The 19665-nt window shown below is 50.4% G+C and carries 23 protein-coding genes; 19 read left to right on the top strand and 4 right to left on the bottom strand.

Annotated features, from left to right (window positions below; all coding sequences use genetic code 11):
- The first annotated feature begins 8 nt into the window (after positions 1-8).
- The 12 genes from LN341_RS05300 (at position 9) to LN341_RS05355 (ending at position 9029) form a co-directional block, all read left to right on the top strand.
- Entirely contained in the window at positions 9-305 is a 297-nt protein-coding gene (locus LN341_RS05300) for a tail fiber assembly protein (RefSeq protein ID WP_234204263.1), read from the top strand.
- A 74-nt stretch (positions 306-379) separates the two neighbouring features.
- Positions 380-538 (top strand): hypothetical protein, encoded by a 159-nt coding sequence (locus tag LN341_RS05305; RefSeq protein WP_234204264.1) that lies wholly within the window; start codon positions 380-382, stop codon positions 536-538.
- A gap of 53 nt (positions 539-591) precedes the next feature.
- A complete protein-coding gene (locus LN341_RS05310; protein WP_234204266.1) occupies positions 592-777 on the top strand; it encodes a hypothetical protein in 186 nt (61 codons plus the stop codon).
- On the top strand, positions 777-1943 hold the full coding sequence (locus LN341_RS05315; RefSeq protein ID WP_234204268.1) for a phage tail protein: 1167 nt from the start codon (positions 777-779) through the stop codon (positions 1941-1943). The genes LN341_RS05310 and LN341_RS05315 overlap by 1 nt, the downstream gene beginning before the upstream one ends.
- Complete coding sequence (locus LN341_RS05320) at positions 1936-2427, top strand: phage major tail tube protein (RefSeq protein ID WP_234204270.1); 492 nt, start codon at positions 1936-1938, stop codon at positions 2425-2427. The genes LN341_RS05315 and LN341_RS05320 overlap by 8 nt, the downstream gene beginning before the upstream one ends.
- Positions 2428-2479: 52 nt before the next feature.
- Complete coding sequence (locus tag LN341_RS05325; protein ID WP_234204272.1) at positions 2480-3064, top strand: phage tail assembly protein; 585 nt, start codon at positions 2480-2482, stop codon at positions 3062-3064.
- 103 nt (positions 3065-3167) lie between these two features.
- Positions 3168-5855 (top strand): phage tail tape measure protein, encoded by a 2688-nt coding sequence (locus LN341_RS05330; protein WP_234204273.1) that lies wholly within the window; start codon positions 3168-3170, stop codon positions 5853-5855.
- Between the two features lie 8 nt (positions 5856-5863).
- Complete coding sequence (locus LN341_RS05335; protein WP_234204275.1) at positions 5864-6238, top strand: phage tail protein; 375 nt, start codon at positions 5864-5866, stop codon at positions 6236-6238.
- Positions 6228-6431, top strand: a complete 204-nt coding sequence (locus LN341_RS05340; RefSeq protein WP_234204277.1) for a hypothetical protein — start codon at positions 6228-6230, stop codon at positions 6429-6431. Before LN341_RS05335 ends, LN341_RS05340 begins: the two co-directional genes overlap by 11 nt.
- On the top strand, positions 6431-7414 hold the full coding sequence (locus LN341_RS05345; protein WP_234204278.1) for a contractile injection system protein, VgrG/Pvc8 family: 984 nt from the start codon (positions 6431-6433) through the stop codon (positions 7412-7414). The genes LN341_RS05340 and LN341_RS05345 overlap by 1 nt, the downstream gene beginning before the upstream one ends.
- Complete coding sequence (locus LN341_RS05350; RefSeq protein ID WP_234204280.1) at positions 7407-8681, top strand: site-specific integrase; 1275 nt, start codon at positions 7407-7409, stop codon at positions 8679-8681. Before LN341_RS05345 ends, LN341_RS05350 begins: the two co-directional genes overlap by 8 nt.
- Before the next feature lie 60 nt (positions 8682-8741).
- The gene (locus tag LN341_RS05355; protein WP_234204281.1) at positions 8742-9029 is read left to right on the top strand and encodes a helix-turn-helix domain-containing protein; all 288 of its coding nucleotides are present in this window, start codon (positions 8742-8744) and stop codon (positions 9027-9029) included.
- Positions 9030-9038: 9 nt separating this feature from the next.
- Here LN341_RS05355 and LN341_RS05360 read toward each other — a convergent pair whose 3' ends face one another.
- The 4 genes from LN341_RS05360 to LN341_RS05375 form a co-directional block, all read right to left on the bottom strand.
- Entirely contained in the window at positions 9039-9479 is a 441-nt protein-coding gene (locus tag LN341_RS05360) for a MucR family transcriptional regulator (protein ID WP_234204285.1), read from the bottom strand.
- Complete coding sequence (locus tag LN341_RS05365) at positions 9479-9823, bottom strand: hypothetical protein (RefSeq protein ID WP_234204286.1); 345 nt, start codon at positions 9821-9823, stop codon at positions 9479-9481. The genes LN341_RS05360 and LN341_RS05365 overlap by 1 nt, the downstream gene beginning before the upstream one ends.
- 55 nt (positions 9824-9878) lie before the next feature.
- Positions 9879-10040, bottom strand: a complete 162-nt coding sequence (locus tag LN341_RS05370) for a hypothetical protein (RefSeq protein WP_234204288.1) — start codon at positions 10038-10040, stop codon at positions 9879-9881.
- A gap of 306 nt (positions 10041-10346) precedes the next feature.
- Positions 10347-10568, bottom strand: a complete 222-nt coding sequence (locus LN341_RS05375) for a hypothetical protein (RefSeq protein ID WP_234204290.1) — start codon at positions 10566-10568, stop codon at positions 10347-10349.
- 135 nt (positions 10569-10703) lie between these two features.
- Between LN341_RS05375 and LN341_RS05380 the strand changes: the two genes are divergently transcribed.
- The 7 genes from LN341_RS05380 to pgl all read left to right on the top strand — a co-directional run bounded on the left by LN341_RS05380 (position 10704) and on the right by pgl (position 19661).
- Positions 10704-11381, top strand: a complete 678-nt coding sequence (locus LN341_RS05380; RefSeq protein WP_234204291.1) for a hypothetical protein — start codon at positions 10704-10706, stop codon at positions 11379-11381.
- Positions 11382-11516: 135 nt separating this feature from the next.
- Positions 11517-13403, top strand: a complete 1887-nt coding sequence (htpG, locus tag LN341_RS05385) for a molecular chaperone HtpG (protein ID WP_234204292.1) — start codon at positions 11517-11519, stop codon at positions 13401-13403.
- 167 nt (positions 13404-13570) lie between these two features.
- The gene (gene adk / locus LN341_RS05390) at positions 13571-14215 is read left to right on the top strand and encodes an adenylate kinase (protein ID WP_234204293.1); all 645 of its coding nucleotides are present in this window, start codon (positions 13571-13573) and stop codon (positions 14213-14215) included.
- A gap of 175 nt (positions 14216-14390) precedes the next feature.
- Positions 14391-15359, top strand: a complete 969-nt coding sequence (gene hemH / locus LN341_RS05395) for a ferrochelatase (RefSeq protein ID WP_234204919.1) — start codon at positions 14391-14393, stop codon at positions 15357-15359.
- 121 nt (positions 15360-15480) lie between these two features.
- Positions 15481-16782, top strand: a complete 1302-nt coding sequence (locus LN341_RS05400; RefSeq protein ID WP_046219415.1) for an inosine/guanosine kinase — start codon at positions 15481-15483, stop codon at positions 16780-16782.
- A gap of 651 nt (positions 16783-17433) precedes the next feature.
- A complete protein-coding gene (gene zwf / locus LN341_RS05405; RefSeq protein WP_046219414.1) occupies positions 17434-18933 on the top strand; it encodes a glucose-6-phosphate dehydrogenase in 1500 nt (499 codons plus the stop codon).
- A gap of 2 nt (positions 18934-18935) precedes the next feature.
- Positions 18936-19661, top strand: a complete 726-nt coding sequence (gene pgl / locus LN341_RS05410; protein ID WP_234204297.1) for a 6-phosphogluconolactonase — start codon at positions 18936-18938, stop codon at positions 19659-19661.
- Positions 19662-19665: the final 4 nt, after the last annotated feature.

The raw sequence follows: 19665 nt of genomic DNA on the forward strand, positions 1-19665 counted from the left end.
AGTGAAAAGTGAAATACGTTGATTTTAATGGTAAAAGAATCTATTCGCCTTCACCTGAATCCCTAAAAGAGATGGGATTCCCAGATGATGATGTCACTCAGATAATGTCAGCCTACCAATGGATTGATATCCGTGAAAAACGAGATGCATTGATTACGGAGACAGACTGGACACAAACAGGCGATGCACCTATATCTGCTGAAAAAAAAGCTGAGTTTACGGCTTATCGTCAATTGTTGCGCGATATTCCGCAAACCTACAGTAATCCTGATGATGTGGTTTGGCCGACTAAGCCAACGATTTAAAGCACGAAAGTAAGAAAGCACGAACGCCGCGTAAGCGGTTTTTTTATATCTGAATGTTGGCAGAGAGACTCAACATGAAAGCACGTATCGACCCAATCACCATAGTGGTGATCAGCATTTTGCTGGGATGGGGCTGGACTGAGCTGACTCATGAGCCTGTATGTGAACAAACCATTGTCAGGCAGGGCAGCGAGTACACCATTCCCATTCAGTGCGACACCATTCCACAATAAATCCCGACCCGCCCATTGGCGGGTTTTTCTTTATTAACCAACAGGAAAAGCACATGGCAACCCCGAAACAACAGGGGCGGCAGGATTACCCGATCCTGCAGAAGTTCCGATTGAATGGCCGCTGGTACGACACCAGCGAAAAAACCATTGCGCTGCTGCCTGCTCAGGCTTCTTTTTTGCTGTTGAACGGCAAAATTGGCAAGCCTTCGCAGGTATTGGCAAAGCAGGGAGATAAATAATGCTGACACCGATTCAGGACTTTGAACTCAATGGCGCGGAGGTGAACACCATTGAGCCGTTGCCCAGTATGGGGCCGTTGGCACTGCAGGTGGTTCACTTAACCGGGACTGCGCCCAATAAGGCCGGACACTTGGCATTCAACGAACCCACACGGCTTTGGAATTATGCAGATGCGATGCTGGCGCTGGATTCAACCGGTACCCGGCAAGGATCGCTGCCCAACGTGGTGCGCTATTTGATGGAATACGTGCGCTGTATTCTCTACGTCACAATTGTGCCAGAAGGGGCGACTGCAGCCGAAAATGAGGCCAATGTGGTTGGTGGTGTGGAAGCGGCAACGGGGGCGATCGCCGGTTTGGAAACCGTCAAGGGCTGCCCGGAGACGCCAACCGTGATTGCTGCACCAGGCTTTAATAGTAAACCTGTGGGCCAGAAGCTGGCATTGCTGGGGCGTGATATCCGTTGCCGCCCAGTGCTGGATGGACCAAATACCAACGATATGGCCGCTGCGGAATTCGCGGGGGAATTTGGTGCTGAAGGGACGGGGGAAGACAAGCTGTGCATAATTGATCCGTGGTTTCTGAAAACCTACGACGGGGCGCAGGTGCTGATGCCTGCCTCGATTGCACTGGTGGCGGCCATGGCATCAGTTGAAGGGTATGAGAGCCCGCATAACCGTGGCGTGCTGTGTGATGAAACGGCGCGGAATGTCTCCTACAAAATCAATGATAAAACCACCCAGGCCAACTTCCTGAACAAGCATGGGGTTGTCACCATTGCCCGCACGCGCATGGGTGGTTATTCGATCATCGGTAACCGAACAACCACGGGCCGCTTTATTGCGCATGTTGGGTTGGAAGATTTGCTGGCCCGCAAGCTGGAAGAAACCAGTCAGCCGCTGATGGGTAAACTGCTCACCGAAGAATTCATGCGGCAGGTGATCGACCGACTGACGAACTGGGGGCAGAGTCTGGTGCCGAATGTTATTCCGGTATTCAAAGCGTTTTTGCACCCGAGCAAGAACAACCTGGAGAACTACAACGCGGGGCGCTGGTTCCTGTGCGTGAATTATGGCCGTTATTCACCCAATGAGCACATGGTGTATGAGCTGAGTGTGGATAACGGATTGATTGAAGCCTGGCTGGAAGAGGTGGTGAATGGCTGATCGTATTCGACTGCGGATTGCGGCACAGGTTGAGTCTGTGCCTTTGGTGAATGAGATTGTTGAATTCACCCCGCCGGAAATTAAAACCAAGCTGGCCAGCAATGAAGGGGCGTTCGTGGCCTCGGAAGATGCTGTTGGCATAGAAAAGCTGAGCTGGTCGCTCAAAGTGCGCGGTGAGCACGGAAAGATTGCCGCAGCACTGGGCCGTTACCTCATGGGTAATGCACAAATCAACGTGGTTGAGAAAGGCAAAAGCACTGAAAATATCCCGTACACGGAAGAGTTTTCTTTATATGGCCCGATCACCGGCATCAAGAAAGACGCGCTACGGATGGGCGATAAACCCACGGTCACCATTGAAGGTACCTGCAAGGCGTTTACTCAGCGTGATACGGGCGCGGTGATCCACGATATCAACGTCGATACCGGCAAAACCATCGTTGGCGGCGTCGATCTGATGGGCGAAGCCGGTATTCAAGGTTAACTATTCTCCACAATTAACCAAGCGCCTGCGGGCGCTTTTTTTGTATAGGCAGATGATGAAAAAGACCAGCACACTTCCATTTTTCAAACGTAATGACAGCGCCATTTTGGAGCTGAAAACCCTGTCCGTTGAGACATTTCGCGCACTGCCTTTCATGGGTGTAGACGGCACCATGTCGGCCAAGCAGCACTTTGCCCAGCGCAAAGCGGCAATCATGGCTTGTACCGATCTGACGGCTGAAGAATTCGAGACGTTCACCGCGCCTGATTTTAACCAGCTCTACAGCGATATTGCCGCTTTCATCCTGAAACCGTCTGATGAACTTCGCGATCAGCCTCTGACGGGCAAAGACTTCGAATTCACTTTGCTGTTTCCGTTTGAAAATGAGCTGGGTGAAACCATTGAGCACATCCGCTTTAAAGTGCCCAAGGTGGCGCACTCTGAAGCCTTGGCGGAAATCACCGATCAGCATGAGCGGGAAGACTTCATGTTCCGCGTGGTCTGTGGCCTGGAGAAAACCGATTTCAACCGCATGGCGATTAACGATTACCTGGCGATTAAGCCGCAGGTCGGCGCTTTTTTTCAACAGTCGGGGGACTTCTTTCGCCCGACGACGTTGAAAGCCTCATTGATCTGATCCCGATGCACCGCAACACCACAGAAAGTGAGCTGCGCCAGTGGCCGCAGGATGTGGCGATGCGTCGGTACGAAATCATACTCGCCAAGCTCGGAGTGAAGCGATGAGCGAAAAAATTAGCTTCGTCCTTGATGCCACAGTCAAGGGCACAAAGGATATCGTCACCACCACAACGGCCACAGAACGCCTGACCCAATCGTTAGAAACTCAACGTGGTGAACTGAAGTCACTCAACCAACAATTGAGAGAGGTGAAGGGCTTTGAATCGGCGATTGCACGGGCCAAAAAGCTCAATGAGCAGATTGATAAGTCCCGGGAAAAGCATCACCAGCTGGGAAAGGCACTGGCGGAGCAAAAAGCCCAGTCGGCCAGCCTGCGGGATGAATACCGCGTCGCGCAGCAGGAAGTGAAAAAGCTCTCGTCTGCGATGAAAAAAGCCGGGGATGAGGGCGCAGGTGAACTCAAGCAAAAGCTGGATCAGGCTCAGGGGAAAGTCTCTGCACTCAGCCAATCCATGCTGGAAGGTAAGCAGAAAACCAACGAGCTCAATGCTGCCTATAAGAAGTCCGGCACTTCGTTAAAGACGCTGACCGAGAAGCAGGACCAGCATCGGATCAAAACCAACGGACTGGCGGCAGAGCTGAAAAAGGCAGGCATCAACACCAAGCGGTTTGCTGATGAGCAAAAGCGGCTGGATTCTCTGGCTGAAAAAGCCAATGCCACCCTTGCCAAACAAAACAGCCGGCTAAAGGAAATGCAGTCCATTCAAAGCCGGATTGATCACCGCAATACCAAGCTGGGCGAGATTGGCGGGCAGGCCACAAGCCTGGCGGTTGCCGCTGCGCCTGTCGCGGCAACTATGTGGTCAGCGATGAAAAACGAAAGCTCTTTTGCTGACGTGAAGAAGGTGGTCGATATGTCGCCCGAGCAGGCGGCGGATCTGCGTTCGTGGTCGCTGAAAACCTCAAGTAACACGCCCATGAATGCCAACGATATTAACGCCATGCTGGCAGCGGGTGGGCAAAGCGGCATCAAAGATATTGGCGAGCTGCAACGCTTCGTGCTCGATTCCGCCAAGATGGGCTTGGCTTTCGATATGGAAGCCGGAGACGCCGGGCAGACGCTGGCAACTTTTAAGGCGGCGCTCGGGTTAGATCAGCAAGGTGCTTTAGGGCTGGCTGGCCTTTCCAACCACCTTTCAAATAACTCCAACGCCAAAGCAAAAGACATTGCCGCCGTTATGGCCCGGGAAGGGGCATCGGCTAAAGCATCTGGTTTTAAAGTGAACGAATCCGCCGCACTGGCGGCTGCCATGCTCTCTACTGGGATGAGCGAAGAACGATCCGCTACGGCGTTGAAAAACATCTCCGGCCGCCTGACCCTGGGGGATGCGGCCAGCGGGACTCAGAAAAGTGCTCTGGCGGCAATTGGCTTTGATTCGCGTTCCTTGGCTTCGTCCATGCAGCAGGATGCGTCCGGCACGTTGTTGGAAGTGCTGGAAGCCATCAAAAACGCTCCATTAGATGAGCAAAGTGCCCTCATTAGTCAGATTTTCGGGGAAGAAGCCAAAGGCGCTGTTGCTGCACTGGCAGGCAATACCAAGAACTTCACCGATGCCCTCAAACTGGCGAATGAAGGGCAGGATGTTCACATTCAATCTTTACAGAAAGAATACGACGCCAGGATCAACACCAGCGAAAACGGCGTGAACCAGTTCATTAACAAGTTGAATCGCCTCAGCGTGGTGATTGGGACGGCCTTGCTTCCGGCCCTTAATTGGGTACTGGAGCCGCTGGGCTGGATAGTTGATGGCATTGCCGATTTTGCTGAAGCCAATCAGGGCTTAACAGCCGTTGTGGGTATTGGTGCCGCCGCCTTCATTGGGCTGAAAGCGGCCTTGCTGGCGGGTAAAGCCGCATCCCTCATTTTTGGCAATACGCTGGATAAGGGGCGCTTGTTCCGAAAAGGCTTGAACCGGGAAACTGAAGAAGGCGGCCGGATTGCAGCGCGTGCTGCTCGGCAGTGGAGCCGGTTAAATGCGGCCGTTGCTTCTGGTCGTGGTCCTTCAGGCGGTGGGGGCGGATTAGGTGAAAGAGTTCGCTCCCGAACCCGCACACTACGTGCCCGGGGCGGTCGTGGGCTAGGTGGTTTGCTCCGCCGCGGGTTCAGCGCGATTAATCCCAAAGGGGCAGCGTTGTCGCTCGGTGGTGGCGCGGTTGCCATGATGCCCATGAGCGCACTGGCGGAAAGTGCGCTAGAGATTGGCGGCGACGTAGCAGAATCCGCCGGAAAAACGGGCCTCTCGTCAGTGCTCAAACCGCTGGGATTTGCCATGAGCGCCGTGGACGTTGCCCAAGGGCTGGCCAGTGGAAACATGGAGCAGACCGGGGCAGCCGTTGGTGATTTGGGTGGCTCATTGGGTGGGGCCAGTCTGGGGGCGGCCATCGGTACCGCTATTTTGCCCGGCGTCGGTACTGTGCTGGGTGGCATTGCCGGCTCCATCATTGGTGGTATGGGTGGCGAGATGATCGGCGGTTGGTTTGGCAAAAAGCTGGAATCACCAGACCAGATTGCAGAGAAAGTGAAATCCGTCGAGCAGAAAGAAGCGTTAGCACGGCAGCAACCGCCTGTGCATTTTGCCCCTGTCATTCAGGTGAATGCCTCACCTGGGCAAGACCCCAAAGATATCGCCCGGGAAGCCATCCAGCAGATGAACGATCAATACGCCTCGCTTATGGGTGGCAACACCATTTCAACGCAATTGGGCTATGCAGCCATTGATCAGGGGTAGAGGGGAAGATGCATCACTTAGTGATTGGTGAATTTGTGTTTAGTGTCGGGGGCAAAACGCCCCTGACGCGTTTTAACCGGACAACACCTGGTGCTTTCAGTGAAGTGGCGATCATTGATGGCGCCCGTTCTGAACGTACCGGACGGCCGCTGGAATCTATCGATTTATCGGCAAAATGGCTGCAATACGGAGCCACAGCCAAGGTGGACAAGATCCGCGCTTTGATTGATGAACCTCAGCAAGTCAGCGACGGCCAAGGCAACAATCTCGGGCGCTGGACTATTCGCAACCTCACCGAAGGCAAAACCGAATTTATTCACGATGGCCGGGCCATGGTCACCGACGTACAGCTGCAGCTGTTGGAGTACCGCAATGAAGATTAAAGCCCCCGGCGGTGAGCTGGTGACAGACTTTCTATTTAAGCAGCTCGGGCAGGATGATGATGCCCTTGAAGCTGCGTTTTATAGGCTAAACCCGCATGTGCGGGGTGAGCTTTTCACCGCAGAGACATACGTGCTTCTGCCGGAAGCCACCCGTATACCCAATGTGAAAAAGGTAACAAGGAGCTGGGATTGATGATCACGTTAGAAGGCAAACATGCCGACATGATGATGTCGCGGCTGAAAAGCTGGCGGCTGGAAGATGGCAACGGACTGGAAGGGGATTCCCTCACGCTGGTTCTCAACTCAGACGATATCGACGGCTTGCCGCCCAAAGGTGAGCAGTACCTGGTGAAATTGGGTGAGGTGGTGCGCGACACCTTTCAGATCTCAAAGCGCAGCTTTGGCCTGTCGCCCCGGGAAGTCACCCTTGTGTGCACCGTGGCCCCATTTTCAATTAAAGATTCAACAGGCTACCGGGAACGCAAAAGCGCGAGCTGGGATAAAACAACATTGGGCCAGATCGTCAGTGACTGTGTGACACCACATGGTTATGCCATTTTTGTTCACCCCAGATTACAGAAAATTGAAATCGAACATATCGACCGAACCGACGAAAGCACGCAACCATTTTTATCGCGCCTAGCGAAACAGTTCGATGCGATTGCCAAGCCGGTCAACGACACCTTTGTCGTGGTGCCGATTGGTGAATTGAAATCGGCTACGGGCAAAGCGATTGAAACCATCACACTTTCATTGCCGCAAGGCAACCAACCCGGCAGTGCTCAGTTTGTGAATGTGAGTGGTGATCTTGATGGTCGGAACAATTTCAACGGCGTCCGGGCTTTTTATGTATCCACAAATGATGGGACAAAACAGGAAGTGAAGGTGGGAGCTAGCCCGTTCAAGTTACTGGGCAAAGACAAGAACAGCAAAACCGAAGCTGAGCAGGCCTGCGCTGCAGAGCTTCGGAAGCTGCAACGGGAAGGGCGCAAGCTGACTATTGATGCTCCGGCGAACCCGGCCGCGTTTGCCGAAGGGCTGATTGTGCTCGATGGCTCTTTTCCTTCGGTTGCTGCCGGAACATACAGCATCGACCGGGTTTCCATCTCTGGCCAGGGCCAGCAACCGAACCGAATGTCTATCAACGCAACGTTAACGGGCGACATGCATGAATAACCTGAAACTCAACGCAAACGCATACAGTGCTAAAACCATCTCTTTGAAAATCTCCGACACCCAAATCAACAAGCACCTGCGCGATCCGCGTATTCATCAGCTCAAAGATGAGCGTTGCTCGCTGTACCTGAAATTCAACAAGAAACGCATGGGCGGTACCTGGGTGCTGATGGAGTACAAAGACGGCAAGCAGTTTGGACACCGAATTGGCAAATGGCCGGCTTTACCTGCCAAGCACATTATGGAGGTGGTTGGACACGCAAAGAAGCAGCTTTCGTCAGGAAAACCGATTGACTACAGCGGCTTTGAAACCGTTGATCAAGTGGTGAACTGGCACATTGAGCGAGAGTTTAAAATCAAGCAATCGTCTAAGGCGCGGCTCAATAACCTGAAAAGTATGGGGGAGCTGCATCTGTGCAGTATTTTCGAAGGTCATCCGGCATTAAAGCTCGAACATCAGACGATAGACAGCAAGCTCATTCAGCCCATGTTTAAGCAGGGATATTCGGTGAGCTATGTGCGGGCCAACTTCAACTTACTGAAAACGGCTTATTCAACGGCAAAACGTCTCGGACAGATCAACTCCAACCCCTTAGTGGGTGTGGGATTTAAGCAGTTTTTTGGTGAAACGTTCTCGGTGTCGGCGGCGCAAGTGAAAGGGTGCAGACTCAATACCGACCAGATGCCGGCACTGCTGATGAATGCTCAGCAGCAACTTCCCATGGCACGCATGCTGGTGACGATGATTGCCGCCCATGGTTCGCGAATTGGAGAAACACGGATGGCGAATTGGCAGCACATTGATTTCACTCGGCGGTGCTGGTCCATCCCCAAAGAGAACACTAAGAATGGCAAGGCGATGGAATATCCGTTAACGCCTGGCATGGTTGAATTGCTTCGCTCATATCAGCAGTGGCTGTTTGAGCTAGGTTACAAAGGCAACTTTTTGTTTCCGGCCAGTAAAAAGGATCAGGACCCAATTTACAGTGCTGCTGCCTGTGAGTGGGTGAAGTCAGTTTCGAAAGGTCAGTGGACGTCCCATGACATCCGGAAGCGGGCAAGGTCAATCTGGCTGGAGCTGGGCATTGATTACATCATCTGTGAGTCATTGCTGAACCATTCACGGGATATGCTGGATCAAGCCTATATCCACACGCACATGACGCTGCAGAAGAAAGAAGCGCTGGAAACGTACCACAACTGGCTGAATTCCTGCTGGCAAGACTGGCTATTACCTATTTCGATTTCTTCACGCATAGCCGCTTAGGCTTCTCTTCATTTGGATCAATTGAAGATCCTCCGATAAACCTTACAGGATGATTCAAAAATGGAAAAAAATGCTCAAATCGGGCAGATCGACGCTCGTCTGGTGCAAGCTGCACGCCTGGTACCGCAACAGGTTGGACAGGTGAAGCTGAGTAAAACGCAACTGCGAGTGCTGCAGGCAATGATAAAAGGTGAGCAGGTCACACCGTCACAAATTGCGGAACGTTGCGACCTGTCGAACTCATGGGCGAGTACGTTACTGCGGCGGCTTTCTGAAAAAGCCTATGTCACCCGCCAGGCATTTGCGTGCCCTGCGGGTGGGGTTGAATACGTGTACGTTATCGCCTGACAATTCATATCAATCAATTTTTCGATTGCGATATTTACGCTGATATTCTCTTGCCCGATCTGCATCACGACCATCAGCGCGCTTCGCACCAGGCGGTAACTGTTCATGCGGGATTTGGCTGGCGCGTTCTGCCTGTGCTGCTAAATCGAAGTCACGTCGCTGACCTCGACCAGCCGTTCGTGCAATGTCAGAAGCGGAAGCTAGGTGCTTTGTGTCAATCCGCCCCTCTGTCCGCATCCGCAGCAGTTTTTCCCGCTGTTGAGCGCGATAGGTTTGGCCAGCTAACGGTGCGCTCACCGGTAGGTTGTATTTCTCACGGTATTCCTCAGAGGTCATGTGATGCGTGCGGCGTATGTGGTGTGGTAGAAAGGCAAATGTCCTGCCACATTCCAAACATTTAATATGTTCATGGCTGAGGTATTCAGCCACCTCTTCGGCGCTGGTAAACATCAGTAACCTAGACGTTCCACTAGTGCTAGTTTCTGCGCGTAGTTGGCAGTTGAGAGTTTCTGATACAGCGAGGTTGCAGCCGCATCATTCTCAGCATAGCGGTCACTGTCCATAATCTCCAATTGCAGGCACTCTATCCAGCTTGGTTCAATGAATGACCCCTGACAAACGTTGTGTAGCACTTCAATCTCTTGTGGTGTTAATTCGATAGCATCAGAACGCAGCAGGTGTTCATAGCGATCCCATATCTGATTTAGCCTTGCGGTAACCCCCTGTTTTGATCGCTCTAAATTTTTTCGAAGCGTAGGGGACGGGGTAAATGATGGATTACGTGAAATTGTCATTAGTCCTCTCTCAACAATTAGCCCGGCGCTTGGCCGGGCATCGAATGTTCAGGTGTTATAGCCAAGCGTCCAGCTCGTTCAAAGCTGTCTCCAAGTCGCAGTCATTGCGAAACATGAATTCAATGATCTCTTGTTCACGTTCAATGTCTGCAGCTTCAAAAAAACCGTCATTTGTGTAAGCAACTTGTGCGTCGTTGATAGTATTGAACTTTGTCATATTGGTATCTCCTTTGCCTCACCCACATTATGTGCTTCGGCTCTCTGAGTGGGTTTCGGCCCATTGCCTCAACCTCTGATAAACAGTGTATGACAGGTGTCATACACCTGCAAGGTATGCATTGGGTTTCTTGTGTGATTCATCTCACGATACAAACTGAAATCCGAATACAAAAAATAGGTTCTTCTGGAGCTGTAAACCCTGCAAACGAGGGCGACCCCCGCGATAGAAAAAATTTTCGGCCGCTATGGTCATCACCAACAGGTGCCCAGAGCGGCCGTATTTGTCGTTACTGCTTCTGATGCGTTATGCGTAACGCGTAATTTTTTCCTCTTCACTTACAACGGGTTCTGCATCAAAACTGGATGTTTTAGCGTTTATCTGCTTCGCTTTAAGTGAGGCGTAATCAGCAAGTAACTCAATGAGACTATATTCAAACGAATTTGACTCAATATGCTCAGTCAGAATGCAGAGCGTGTTTGATATACCGTTGAGAGCGTGTGTAGCATTGTTGATTCTGTCTTCCATGTAATTTCCAACTGAAAGTTTAACGATATCAATGTGATGTAACTTTATGATTGTTTTCGTCAGAAAGGTTACTCAACTGTGTGAACAACTGAAAGGGGAAGATTTCCCCAATAAAACAGGCAAAGTTGATCTGTCTTGCAAACATTTGAAGAAAATAGCAGTTTCCTTCATCAGCTAGCTGACCACTACATCACTGCGAACCATATAATCTTACTGTATGACAAGTTTGGTAAACAAATGGGCAGAGCAGCGAAGTTTCAAAATTGTGTAGGTGTTGATTCGTTGGCTGATGTTCAAGAAGAACTGTGGAAAAACCATCCCAGGCTTGCTAACTCGTACGAACAGCAAGTGGAGTTGATATTGTCTACTGCACGTCCCATAGTCACAATTGATTACATTCGAAGCCGAGATTCAGTTGGATCAATCATTAAGTTTTATAAGAGGCCGATTAAGTCTAGATCCCAGATTGTTGGTGTAGAGTTTTGTGGTTTTCAAGTCTTGGCTGCTGATTTGTTCGTGACACAGCTTCTTAACCTTCCCACTAGAAACCCATCTCGGCATGATATAAAAATATCCGAAATTGATGCCCAGATACTGCTCTTGATCAAGCATGGTTATAATGCAAAATTTGCTGGCGAAGTTGTGAATATTTCTCATAAAGCCGTGAATAAGCGGCTGGAAAGGCTGATGGTGATGCTGGAATTGTCCTCACGAATTGAGCTTATTGAAGTGTTACGTTCTGAAGAAATGCTGAGAATAATCATTGATAAGCTGGTGACCGTTTCTCATTCTAAATTGCTTAGTTCTCTATAACTCAAGATCATAGCGTTATTCGTAACGGAGCACTTGAAAACTAGATAGACGGCCGCATATCTAATCCCAAGCGTGACACTAACAAACTGAAATGTGTACCAACTTGTGTACCAGTAAAAACGTTGGGATAGAGATATGACAGAAAAAACCATTGAAAAACGAAGTTTTAGCTCTGATGTATCTAACATACTTCACTTAATGATCCACTCATTGTACTCAAATAAAGAGATATTTTTACGGGAGCTGATTTCCAATGCTTCCGATGCGGCTGACAAACTGAGGTTTCGTGCCCTTTCTGCCCCAGAGCTGTATGAAAACGATGGCGAGCTGGCTGTTCGTTTGTCGTTTGATGAAAAAGCAGGCACAGTCACGATCAGTGATAATGGTATCGGGATGACCCGCGATGAGGTCATCGAACACCTGGGGACGATTGCAAAGTCCGGTACCAAAGACTTTTTCTCCAAGCTCAGTGAAGATCAGAGCAAAGATTCTCAGCTGATTGGCCAGTTTGGCGTCGGCTTCTATTCTTCATTCATTGTTGCCGATGCTGTGACCGTCAATACCCGTGCTGCGGGCGCGGCTGCCGATCAGGCGGTCAGTTGGTATTCAACCGGTGAAGGCGATTATACGGTTGAGGATATCGAGAAAGCAGGCCGTGGTACCGAGATCATTCTTCATCTGCGTGAAGAAGAAAAAGAATTCCTCAGCGAGTACCGCCTGCGCAATATCATCAGTAAATATTCGGATCACATTGGCATTCCTGTGCTGATGGAAACGGCTGAACACGATGAAGAAGGCAAGGAAACCGGTAAGAAATGGGAGCAGGTCAATAAAGCGCAGGCGTTATGGACCCGCAGTAAAGCTGACATTTCAGATGACGAATACAAAGAATTCTACAAACACGTCTCCCATGACTTTGCCGAGCCGCTGAGCTGGAGCCATAACCGCGTGGAAGGTCAGCAGGACTATACCAGTCTGCTGTATATTCCGTCCAAAGCGCCGTTTGACCTGTATAACCGCGACAGCAAACACGGCCTGAAACTCTATGTGCAGCGTGTCTTTATCATGGACGATGCCGAGCAGTTCATGCCGATGTACCTGCGCTTTATGCGTGGTCTGATTGACTCAAATGATCTGCCGTTAAATGTGTCCCGTGAAATTCTGCAGGACAACAAAGTGACTCAGGCGCTGCGCAAAGCTTGTACTAAGCGTGCCTTGTCTATGCTGGAAAAGTTGTCGAAGAAAGATGAGTATGCATCCTTCTGGCAAGAGTTCGGTCAGGTACTGAAAGAAGGCGTGGCGGAAGATTTCGCGAATCGCGAGAAAATTGCCGGCTTGCTGCGTTTCAGCTCAACCCATAACGATACGTCTGAGCAAACCGTTTCTCTGGCCGATTACGTCAGCCGGATGAAAGAAGGCCAGGAAAAGATCTACTACATTACTGCAGATAGCTTCAAGGCGGCAAAAAACAGCCCTCACCTGGAACAGTTCCGTGCTAAAGGCCTGGAAGTTGTCCTGATGCACGACCGCATTGATGAATGGCTGATGGGTTATCTGCCGGAATTTGACGGTAAGCAGTTCCAGTCTATTACCAAGGCGGGTCTGGATCTTTCCAAGTTCGAAAACGAAGAAGAGAAAGAAGCGCAGGAGCAGACAAAAGAAGAGTTTGCCTCGGTTATTGAACGCACCAAAACGTATCTGGGCGATCGTGTGCAAGATGTTCGCGCAACCTTTAAGCTGCAAGATACACCGGCTGTGGTCGTAACGGATGAAAATGAAATGGGGACACAAATGGCGAAACTGCTGGCTGCGGCCGGGCACGAAGCGCCGGAAGTGAAGTACATTTTTGAGTTGAATCCGAAACACCCAGTCGTGAACCGTATGGCCGATGAAGCGGATGAAGACGCGTTTGGCCGCTGGGTTGAGATGTTACTGGGGCAGGCAATGCTGGCTGAACGAGGCTCGATGGAAGATCCATCCCAGTTCCTTGCTGCCGTAAATAAGCTGTTGGCACAGCCATAATCACTCACGGGCGCAGAGGCAATCTGCGCCCGTTTTGCTTCAAAGAGTATGCTGATACAGAATGTAATCGTTTCGCTTCCGGGGACGCGGACTTGCGAGTATGGTCTAATCAGTGTATTTTTCTGACTTTCCAAAACTCCGGCTAATGACTAGAAAAGGGGATCAAGATGCGCATCATTCTTCTGGGCGCTCCAGGTGCAGGTAAAGGCACACAGGCACAATTCATCATGGAGAAATTTGGTATTCCTCAGATTTCGACGGGTGACATGCTGCGTGCGGCAATCAAAGCGGGTACTGAGCTGGGTAAACAAGCGAAAGCCGTGATTGACGCAGGTCAGTTGGTGTCTGACGATATTATTCTGGGTCTGGTCAAAGAGCGTATTGCTGAAGACGACTGTGCAAAAGGCTTCCTGCTGGACGGTTTCCCACGTACGATTCCTCAGGCTGATGGCCTGAAAGAAGTTGGCGTGGCAGTGGATTACGTCATTGAATTTGACGTTCCAGACAGTGTCATTGTTGAACGTATGGCGGGTCGCCGCGTACATTTGGCATCCGGCCGTACTTACCATGCGGTTTACAATCCACCGAAAGTGGAAGGTAAAGATGACATCACTGGCGAAGAGCTGGTGATCCGCGAAGATGACAAAGAAGAAACAGTGCGTGCACGTCTGGGTGTATATCATAACCAAACGGCACCGCTGATCAGCTATTACAGCAAAGAAGCCGATGCTGGCAACACTACATACATCAAAATTGATGGTACACAGCCCGTTGCTGATGTCAGTGCAGAGCTGGAAAAAGCTTTGGCTTAATCGATGATTGGTTATGTTCACCGGTTAATCAGGTGAACAGACAGGATGGACAAAAAGCGGGAGGTGAACAGCCTTCCGCTTTTTTTATACCAATAACAGTGATACTCAGGGCAAATCAATTGCTTAATGGTACACTATCCTTGTCATTGAATAACAAGATGAACTGCAGGTGATGATGGAGAATAAAGGCATTGGCGTACTCTTGGTCAATCTGGGTACACCGGATGAAGCAACCCCGGCAGCAGTAAAACGCTTTCTGGGCGAATTTTTGAGTGACCCCCGTGTTGTCGATCTGTCTAAGTGGCTATGGCGACCGGCACTCTACGGCGCCATTCTGCCGATTCGTTCACCCAAAGTTGCGAAACTGTATCAGTCGATTTGGCTTGAGGAAGGCTCGCCGCTGATGGTCTATTCGCAGCGACAACGCGATGCGCTGGAGGCAAGGCTGAACATACCGGTCGCTTTGGGGATGACGTACGGGAACCCCAGCATTCAGTCAGCCTTATCGATGCTCAGCGATCAGGGATGCCGTAAGGTAATTGTTTTACCCTTATATCCGCAGTATTCGCGCACGACAACAGCTGCCGTGTTTGACAAAGTGGCGCGCAGCCTGAAGCAGACGGATTACTTGCCGGAGCTCAGGTTTATCAACCATTATCAGGACCACCCTGGCTATATTTCGGCGCTCGCTGAATCAGTCACGAATGTCTGGGCTGAACATGGAGAGCCCGATTATTTACTGTGTTCTTACCATGGCATTCCCAAACGTTACGCGGACCTGGGCGATCCTTATCCCGAGCACTGTAACCAGACAACCGCACTGCTGGCGGAAGCACTGGCGATGCCAAGAGACAAGATGAGCATGAGTTATCAGTCGATTTTTGGTCGTGAGGAATGGCTAAAGCCTTATACCGAGCCAACGATTATTGAATTGGCCCAAAAAGGGGTTAAGCGGCTGGATGTGATTTGCCCTGCTTTTTCAGTCGATTGTCTGGAAACCATCGAAGAGATAGCGGAGGGCTGTAAAGATGCCTTCATCAATGCCGGTGGTGAAACCTTTAACCTGATCCCCTGCCTCAATGATAACAGTGCCCATATTGCTATGATGGAAAACCTGATCAAACAGCATATTCAGGGCTGGTAACCTTTTCTTAACTTCAACACATTCCATGATCTGGCTCGCACTTATTGTTCGGGCCATTTCTTCACTGAACTATATTTTGTGATATCATCCGCAAGTTTTTTCTACCCGGCAGCGCGATATCATGAAATTTCCTGGTCAACGTAAATCAAAACACTATTTTCCCGTCCATGCCCGAGATCCGCTTCTGACTCAGGCCAGCAGCAAACCGCTTGAGCGTACCCATGTCGTAGGCATAGACCAAACGCTGGTGGACATTGAGGCTTGTGTCGATGATGAGTTCCTGAATCGTTATGCGCTGAGCAAAGGACATTCTCTGGTGATCGCCGAAGACGCCGCAGAAGCGCTTTATCGTGAACTGAAAGAAAAAGACCTGATTCGTCATGAGTTTGCGGGTGGAACAATCGGAAATACGCTGCACAATTATTCCGTACTGGCGGATGATAAATCCGTGCTGCTGGGCGTGATGAGCCAGGATATCCAGATTGGCAGCTATGCCTATCGTTATCTGGTCAACACCTCCAGCCGTATGGATCTGAATCACCTTCAACCGGTGGACGGGCCGATTGGTCGCTGTTTTGCCCTGATCACTCCAGACGGTGAGCGAACGTTCGCCATCAACGAAGGCCGGATGAACCAGCTCGAACCGGACAGCATTCCGGAATCGATTTTTGAGCGTGCCTCTGCGCTGGTCTTGACGGCCTACCTGGTGCGTTGCAAAGCAGGCGATCCAATGCCGGAAGCCACCATGCGTGCCATTCAGTATGCCAAGAAATACGATGTGCCGGTGGTGCTGACCCTGGGCACTAAATTTGTGATAGCAGACGATCCGCAATGGTGGCGCGATTTCCTGCGTGAGCATGTTACGGTCGTCGCCATGAATGAAGACGAAGCCGAAGCACTGACCGGATTTTCCGATCCATTACTGGCTTCTGATAAAGCCCTGGACTGGGTTGATTTTGTGCTGTGCACCGCGGGTCCTGTGGGTTTGTACACAGCTGGTTATACGGAAGAGAGCACCAAGCGAACCACCAGTTTACCGCTGCTGCCTGGCGAAATTCCTGAGTTTAACCGCTACGAATTCAGCCGCCCGATGACCAAAGCCGATTGCGAAACGCCGCTTCGCGTTTATTCGCATATTGCCCCTTATATGGGCGGGCCGGAGCGGATTAAAAATACCAACGGTGCCGGGGATGGCGCACTGTCGGCGCTGCTGCATGATATGGCGGCAAACCGTTACCATAAAGAAAATGTGCCAAAATCCAGCAAGCACAGCTACGATTTCCTTGCCTATTCATCGTTTTCTCAGATCTGCCTGTATTCGAATCGCGTCAGCTACGAAGTACTGGCTCAGCACTCTCCACGTTTGTCGCGAGGATTACCTGAGCGGGAAGACAGTCTGGAAGAGGCGTATTGGGAGCGTTGATAGCCCGGTACCAGTGAAAGACAGTGATTTTCATGTTTGTAAAAAACCGCCATTTTGGCGGTTTTTTGTTATCCGGCGTTAGCAAAATTGGTATGAATCCGGGGTAAGCGCTGCGCTAATATTCAGGCAAACGATTTCGTTTGATAGGTTTTGTTAATTACTTTCAGAAAGCCCATCAAAGCGCTTGTCTAGCATGTCGTGGTGAAAACGAGCCGGTGAGGATGATTTTGAACTACGGGCACAAGGGAAAATGAGCCCGGTATTGGTTTGCCTGCTATGATTTTTTTTCAGTCGATAAAATATTTAAATTTTAATTTTCGCTTATTATCGTGGTGTTTTACGTGATTTTCCTGCAATTTAAGCTCAAGTCATCTGATAAAGGAAAGGAGGTAACCTGGAAGTGAGCGGGCAGTGAGATATTTTATCCAGCCTTCATGTTTCAGTTTTTATGTCAGTTGATAGAATTAGCGGGATGTAACTTTGTGACAAATGCAGATATAGTGTGCTCCATCTTGGGGAACTCCACTTTCTGATAGGTATAACCTATTAAATTGAGAGGCCAGGACATCAGCACATTGTCGTTCTGAATGTTATGCTTTGCCGGAATTAGACCCGTCAAACTTGTATACCTGTTAGGGAAAGATAAAGAACATGGTCATACCTGAAAACAGCGATATTGTTATTTTTGGTGCCTCAGGCGATTTAACGTATCGTAAGCTTATCCCAGCGCTGTATCATCTGTATGTAAATCAGATGCTACCTTCTGATTTCTCTATCCTCGGCGTCAGCCGTACTGCAAACAGCGATGAGGAATACAGAGAAAAAGTCCGGGCTTCTCTGGTCAAGACCGAGAAGACGGATCCTGAGAAGTTGGCTGCATTTTGTCAGCATGTTGGATATCAGGCCATCAACACGTTAGATTGTGATGACTATGGTAAGTTGCAACAGCGACTGGAAGAAAAAGCCGCTCAGTCTGCTGCTCCACGTAACACTCTATTCTATCTCGCCACTCCCCCCAGTTTATATGATGTGATCCCGGCCAGTCTGGCAGCTCACGGTCTGAACGATGAAAGCACCGGCTGGAAACGACTAATCATCGAAAAACCGTTTGGTTATGACCTGGAAACGGCTCAGGAACTGGATAAGAAGCTGCACAAGCACTTCAAAGAAAGCCAGATTTTCCGTATTGACCACTACCTGGGCAAAGAAACGGTTCAGAACCTGCTGGTCTTCCGTTTTGCGAACGGTATGTTTGAGCCATTATGGAACCGTAACTTTATTGATTACGTTGAGATTACCGCAGCGGAATTCCTGGGTGTGGAAGAACGCGGTGGCTATTACGAAAACGCAGGTGCGGTGCGTGATATGCTGCAGAACCACCTGCTGCAGGTGCTGGCCATGGTTGCGATGGAGCCGCCTTCGGCCATCAACGGTAACGTGATGCGTGATGAAGTGGCCAAAGTGCTCAATAGCCTGCAACCGCTGTCTGAAGAAGACTTGCGTAAGAACCTGGTTCTGGGGCAATACACCGCTTCTGAATTACGCGGAAAAGAGCTGGCCGGTTATCGTGAAGAGCCGGGCGTTGCGGAAGACTCCCGGACCGAAACCTATGTTGGCCTGAAAGCATTTATCAACAACTGGCGCTGGAACGGGGTACCGTTTTATATCCGCACCGGTAAACGTCTGCCAACGCGTGTCACCGAAGTGGTGATTCACTTCAAGAAAACACCGCACCCGGTATTTGGTAAAGATGCGCCTGATAACAAGCTGGTTCTGCGTATTCAGCCTGATGAAGGTATTTTGATGAACTTCGCCCTGAAACGTCCGGGTGCAGGTTTCAAAACCCAGGAAGTGGCGATGGATTTCCGTTACGACGAACTGGTCGACAGCAATGTGCTGACGGCATACGAGCGTTTGCTGCTCGATGCCATGGCTGGTGATTCCACCCTGTTTGCACGCAGCGATGCGGTTGAAGCTTGCTGGCGTTATGTTCAGCCGATTCTGTCATTCAACCAGGATCCGCATGCCCTGTTTGGTTATGCTTGTGGTACCTGGGGACCGAAAGAAGCCGATGAACTGCTGGCCAGGGATAACCGTCAGTGGCGCTTCCCGTGTTCCAACCTGACTGATACCGAATACTGCGAGTTATAACGATGACTGATCTTAAAATTCATGCTGATGCACAAGCCGTGGTGAAAAGCCTGGCTGACGACATGATGGCCATCAGCCAGCAAGATAAGCCTGTACATATTTCGTTGTCGGGGGGGAGCACGCCGAAGCAGTTGTTTGCCGCCTTGGCCCAGGCGCCATATGCCGAAGGTGTCAACTGGCAGAATTTGCATTTCTGGTGGGGCGACGAGCGTTGTGTTGCACCGGATGATGCAGAAAGTAACTATGGTTGTGCCCAGGCACTGCTGTTTGATCACGTGGCGATCCCGGCAGAAAATATCCACCGTATCCGTGGTGAAGACGAACCACAGGCTGAAGCGAAGCGTTTCGCAGAAGAAATGGCGGCGGTGATTCCGGCTGAAAATGGACTCCCTGTTTTTGATTGGATTTTACTAGGTGTCGGCGACGATGGTCATACTGCGTCTCTTTTCCCGGGCCAGACGGACTATGATGAACCCGGTTTAAGCCTGGTGGCGCCTCATCCGCAAAGCGGTCAGTTACGTGTCAGTAAGTCAGCACGTTTGCTGGAAGCGGCAAAACGAATTTCTTATCTGGTTATCGGTGCGGGTAAAACCGAGATTGTGGCAGAAATCCATTCTCAGCCAGCCGATAGCCTGCCTTATCCGGCCGCCAAGATTCAGGCGCGTCACGGAAAGACAGAATGGTATTTGGATGCAGTAGCAGCCAGTAAGTTAGCGATTGGAGAATAAATGA

The sequence above is a fragment of the Photobacterium sp. TLY01 genome, from assembly GCF_021432065.1.
GTDB lineage: Bacteria > Pseudomonadota > Gammaproteobacteria > Enterobacterales > Vibrionaceae > Photobacterium > Photobacterium halotolerans_A.